Origin of the sequence: Bathymodiolus azoricus thioautotrophic gill symbiont (genome assembly GCF_001298715.1) — a bacterium.
Lineage (GTDB): Bacteria > Pseudomonadota > Gammaproteobacteria > PS1 > Pseudothioglobaceae > Thiodubiliella.
The window spans coordinates 1-5,604 of the sequence record NZ_CDSC02000114.1 but is presented as its reverse complement, the minus strand read 5'-3'; the positions used below and the strand labels follow the sequence as shown (position 1 = coordinate 5,604).

The window sequence follows — 5,604 nt, the reverse complement described above, 5'->3', positions numbered from 1 at the left end:
TTTTTTAATCTTATGCCTTCAATAATTGCAGCGAGAACAATGTCTCTGTCGTTGGATTCGATGGTTTTGTCTTTGAATGTTTGGGTGGTTTCATGACCTTTCCCAGCAATGAGTAGACATTCATTCTCACCCAAAGTGATAACAGCTGTTTCAATGGCGAGTTGCCTGTCTAGGGTAATATCCACCTCATAACTATCGTCAATGCCATCAAGAATATCATTAATAATAGCCTGAGGGTCTTCATCTCTTGGATTGTCGTTGGTCAAAATAAGTGTGTTGGCGTGTTTGGATGCAATCTTACCCATTTTTGCGCGTTTGTCTTGGTCACGATTACCGCCACAACCAAATACCGCTCGAATGTTGTGTGTTGGGTAATGTTGTTGTAAGGTGATAATGGCATTCTCAATAGCATCTGGTGTGTGAGCGTAATCTATCCATATTAAATGATTGTCAATTTTTTGCATTCGACCTAAAGGCGGCTTGAGCTTGTGTAGCAATGGAATAATTTTTTCTTGTTTAAATCCAAAGGTTTTGAGTGTATTGAATGCTGATAAAACATTAAGTAAGTTGAATTTGGCCAAAAAAGGCACTTCAAAAATATGATTTTGCAAGGTGACTAAAAAGCCTTGTTCGGTTGGTCGAATATCATCAAAATCATCCAAACCAAAATCGATAATTTCCCTACCTTTGGCAGCGACTAAGAAATCAGCATAATGTGCATCATCGCGATTAAGAATCGCAAATTGGACACTTGCTAATGAGAACAATCGTGCTTTGGTTTGTTGATAAGCATCCAAATCTTTGTGATAATCTAAATGGTCTTGTGTGAGGTTAGTAAATACTGCGTGGGTGATGTTCAGTCCTGCAATTCTATCTTGGTCAATGCCGTGTGATGAGACTTCTAGTATGACTGTTTTAATGCCATCTTTAGCGTATCCATCAAGTGTGCGATACAGGGTCAAAATGTCAGGCGTGGTTTGCTCAGAGTGTTGTTCAGAATGACTAATGCCAAGTGTGCCAATGAGTCCATTTTTGATGCCTAAGCGTTCTAATAGTTGCGAGATAAAACAAGCCACTGAAGTTTTACCATTCGTACCAGTAATGCCAACCAAATCTAGCTTTAAAGCATCTCCATATATCTGTTGCGTCAAGGCAACTAAGTGTGTGGATAAGTTATCAATACGAATGGTAGGTACGCCACACTCAAAGTCTTTTGAATCAATTAATACGCACACACATCCCTTGTCAATAGCTTGTTCAATATAGTCTGCACCATGACCTGTTGTACCTTGTAAGGCAACAAAGACATCACCATTTTGCACTTGCTGTGAATTGAGACACAAACCTTGAACAACAAAGTCAAAATTAGTCGGAGTGATATTGTGAAGGAGTTGTTGAATATTCATATAGGGTATTATAAAAGAAGTTCGGCAAATAACAGGCTATTTAAGAATATTATAATTTACTGATAGTTTTGTGATTTCTGTTGAGATAGAGTAGAATTTCAGACCTTTATATTTAATGGAAGAGTAAATGGCTTTAACACGTAGGGATTTTATCAAGGTATTAGGTGCTGGTTCAGCGGTAGGTTTAATTGGTGGTTGTGGCAATGATACCAATAAATTGTCTTCTCAAGACAATATGTATGAAGTCGCAAAGACAGGTAATGCGCGTATTTTGCATATTACCGATACTCATGGTAATTTATTACCAAACTATTTCCGTGAGCCAAATGTTAATCTAGGTTTTGGGTCTACTTTTGGAAAATTGCCACATGTGGTGGGTAACAAATTACTCAAAGAAATCGGTGTTAAGCCAGATTCGCCAGAAGCCTATGCATTTACTTATAATAATTTTGAAGAATTGGCGGCTAAATACGGCAAAACAGGTGGTTTTGGACAGATTAAAACCGTCCTAGATTCATTGCGTGAGAGTGCAGGGGGTGTGCAAAATACGCTAACTGTTGATGGTGGTGACACATGGCAAGGTTCTGGCACCTCACTTTGGACGCGTGGTGCTGATATGGTTGAAGCCTGTAATATGTTGGGTGTTAATGTAATGGTCGGACACTGGGAATTTACCTATAAAGAAGAAGAGACGCTGAAAAATATTGGTTTTTTCAAAGGTGATTTTTTGGGTCAAAATGTGCGTATCTTAGAAGATGCTTTGCTGGGTGATAAGTACATTGCTATGACAGAAAAATATGACGGCAGAGGGCTTTATAACGAAGATGATGCATTGCCATTCAAACCTTATGTGATTAAAAATGTGGGCGGGCATCGTATTGCAGTCATTGGTCAAGCATTCCCTAGAACTTCAAATGCCAATCCACAAAAATACTTCTTCCCAGATTGGTCATTTGGTTTGCGTGAAGACGAAATGAGTGAGTTAGTGGCTGATATTCGTGAAAATGAGAAGCCTGATGCGGTGATTGTAGTTTCTCATAATGGTATGGATGTGGATATTAAGATGGCATCGCGTGTGGTCGGTATTGATGCTATTTTTGGCGGACATACACATGACGGCATGCCAAAACCTGTTGAAGTGAAAAATGCAGGCGGTGTTACTGTGGTTACTAATGCAGGTTGTTCGGGTAAATATATCGGCGTGATGGATTTGGACATTAAAGACCATAAAGTTATGGGTTATAACTATAAAATGTTGCCGATTATTACCAACTTAATTAAACCTGATGCAGCAGTTGTCTCATACATTAATAAAATGCGTAACACCAAATACGATAAGAATGTGGTTGAAGCACGAAGTAGCACAATGAGTAATAATCCAGACCGAATGGGCAAAACTTTTGATGCAATTTTGACTGAGAAACTTTGTACCACTGAACAAACCCTTTATCGTCGTGGTAATTTTATGGGTACTTGGGATCAAGTATTGGTTAATTCACTACGCGAGGAGCATGATGCGGACTTTGCGATGTCAGCAGGTGTACGCTGGGGTACATCAGTATCAGCAGGGCACGATGTTACTATGGAAGACTTGATGACCAATACCTCAATGACTTATGGAGAAACTTATGTGAACGAGTTAAAAGGTTCGCAATTGAAAGAAATTTTAGAAGGCATTGCTGAAAATCTCTTTGTACAAGACCCCTATTTGCAATCAGGTGGCGATATGGTGCGTATGGGTGGATTGGATTACACCATTGACCCTGCACAAAGTTTAGGCAATCGTATTAGTAATATTGTTGATGATGAGGGCACGGCCATTGATGTGAATAAATCTTATAAGGTATCAGGCTGGGCACAAGTTGGCTCCGTGGGTAATGGCCGCTTGATGTGGGATGTGGCGGCAGATTATTTGCGTAAACAAAAACATCTTAATCTTAAGAAAGTCAATCACCCAACCATTAAAGGCGTGAAAAACAACCCAGGTATTGAAAATTATGCGGGGAAAATCATTTAAAACAATATGATAGCCTTGATTAAAAACACCTTTAGAAACCTTTGGTTTCGTGATATCGGTGAGGAGTCTATTCATATTAATAATACCGCAGTGCGCATTCGTGCGGGTATTTTATTGATTATTCCCATTTATATGGTTTTTACTTTGGTTGATGTGGTGTATGGCCCGACTTGGGAGATAACGACTGATTCTATTGCGATTGATACCTATGATATGGATTTTGAAGACCGTACGATTTATAAAGTTGAAGCAACAAAAAGAGTATTTGACTACGCTTTTCAAACCAAATTATTGATTTATGCTTTGCTTGAAATGTTATTGAGTTTGTCGGTTATCGGCTCAAGATTTTCGCCGACTATTCTATTGGCAAGTTTTTTAACACTTGGTAAAGAGTCTGCGTGGAAGCCACTCGGGCCAAAGCGTTGTGCATGGCTATTGGGTGCCAGTTTTATTTCCGTATGTATCGTGTTTTTTAATCCAGATGCAATAGCATCATGGGTGAACAGTTTGTTAGGCACTAGTATTCCTGTTGATGAAAATTATGTACCTTCTTGGTTGGCGTTGAATTTAGTATGGGCATGCTTATTATTTATGTGGTTAGAGGCAATTATCGGTTATTGCGCAGGTTGTAAGCTTTATGCAGTATTAGCGCGCGCAGGTCTTATTAGTCGTCATTGTGAAGCTTGTGATAACATTGATTGGGATGAAATAAAGCGTAAAAAGCAAGAAAGACTAGACAAGAAAAATAAGACATAAATGCCAAGACTGCTAAAGCCTCTCGCCTTATTTTTTTTGTTGATGGGCGCATCAATCGCAGATGTGGTTAAACCTGCTTTGGTGGAAATCTCCATCTATCCCGATAAAAAAGTTGAAGTCGTTATTGACCTTAGTCTTGAAGCGGTGATGACGGGTATTGGTACACAATATAAAAACACCACTGATGCACCAAATGCAGCTGAATATGACGAATTACGTGCGTTAGCGCCTGAAGTTTTACGCCAGCGTTTTAAGAATTTTGAGGTGAAATTTTTAAATAAACTGCAGCTGAACATTAATCATCAAGTGCAAAACTTGTATTTGGAAAATATCAAAATAGATATTATAGGCTACAAAAAACGCCCCAGAAAAACGCTACTTACTTACACTATACAACTTAGAGAATGGCCAAAAACCTTGTCATGGCAATATAATAAGGAATATGGCGATAGCGCACTGCGTTATCAGGTATTTGAAAAAAATGAATATAATTGGAGTCAATGGCATTGGTTGCGTAACGGTGCAACAAGTGGTGTGATTGATATTAACCACCCAGAACCAATGACAACCATGCAAAGAATGCTGCAATTTGTAAGCATTGGTTTTGAGCATGTTATTCCATTAGGTTGGGATCACATTTTATTTATTATTGGCATGGCATTGTCTTCATTGATGTGGCGACGACTGTTGTTATTGGTCAGTGCTTTTACACTAGCACATACTTTAACATTAGGCTTGGCAATGCTTGATGTCGTAGAAATATCAGGGCGAATTATTGAGCCACTGATTGCTTTTTCAATTGCTTATGTGGCAATTGAAAATTTATTGCCCAATCCATCCATCAAGCGAAAAAGTATCATTGTATTTTTATTTGGGCTTGTGCATGGACTAGGCTTTGCCAGTATGTTAAAAAGTTTTAAAATGTCATCAGACAACTTTTTGAGCACATTAATCAGTTTTAATATCGGTGTTGAATTGGCACAAATTGTAATTGTATCAGGCGTAGTATTGCTTTTATTTTTCATAAAATCACTGAATTTAAATTATAAAAAAATAGCCATCGTCCCAACCTCAATTGTTATTTCTTTAATTGGAATTTGGTGGGGCATAGAACGAATTACTGGCTAATATTTCTACCATTCTTTTACCATGAAGCTTTTTTGTTTAGACAAAGAATTTAATTCAAAATTCAAATGTTAACCCAAGGTCGTAGGACCCTGTAAACCAGATTGTGTAAAGTCCTCTCTAAAAAATCATAGCACTAACCCGTTTACTCCGCTTTGGTTTCTCTTTTGATAAAATAACAACTCTCGCTATAACTATCCTTATATTTTAAATGAACGTATATTAAATAGTCAGCCCTTAAAAACAACACAAAACATTGATTTATAACAATAAAACCAAGAATAACCCTAGACAAATCAA

Annotated in this window: 4 protein-coding genes; 3 read left to right on the top strand and 1 reads right to left on the bottom strand. The window is 38.0% G+C overall.

Annotated features, from left to right (window positions below; translation table 11 throughout):
- Window positions 1-1,406 (bottom strand): UDP-N-acetylmuramoyl-L-alanyl-D-glutamate--2,6-diaminopimelate ligase (locus BAZSYMA_RS02340; RefSeq protein ID WP_090715239.1); only part of this gene is annotated, 1,406 nt, incomplete at its 3' end.
- Between the two features lie 127 nt (window positions 1,407-1,533).
- Between BAZSYMA_RS02340 and BAZSYMA_RS02335 the strand changes: the two genes are divergently transcribed.
- The 3 genes from BAZSYMA_RS02335 to BAZSYMA_RS02325 are packed head-to-tail and all read left to right on the top strand — an operon-like array spanning window position 1,534 to window position 5,307.
- The gene (locus BAZSYMA_RS02335) at window positions 1,534-3,423 is read left to right on the top strand and encodes a 5'-nucleotidase C-terminal domain-containing protein (protein WP_090715236.1); all 1,890 of its coding nucleotides are present in this window, start codon (window positions 1,534-1,536) and stop codon (window positions 3,421-3,423) included.
- A gap of 6 nt (window positions 3,424-3,429) precedes the next feature.
- Complete coding sequence (locus BAZSYMA_RS02330) at window positions 3,430-4,179, top strand: DUF4395 domain-containing protein (RefSeq protein ID WP_090715234.1); 750 nt, start codon at window positions 3,430-3,432, stop codon at window positions 4,177-4,179.
- Window positions 4,180-5,307, top strand: coding sequence for a HupE/UreJ family protein (locus tag BAZSYMA_RS02325; RefSeq protein ID WP_237731693.1), 1,128 nt, complete (start codon window positions 4,180-4,182; stop codon window positions 5,305-5,307).
- The last annotated feature ends 297 nt before the right edge of the window (window positions 5,308-5,604 follow it).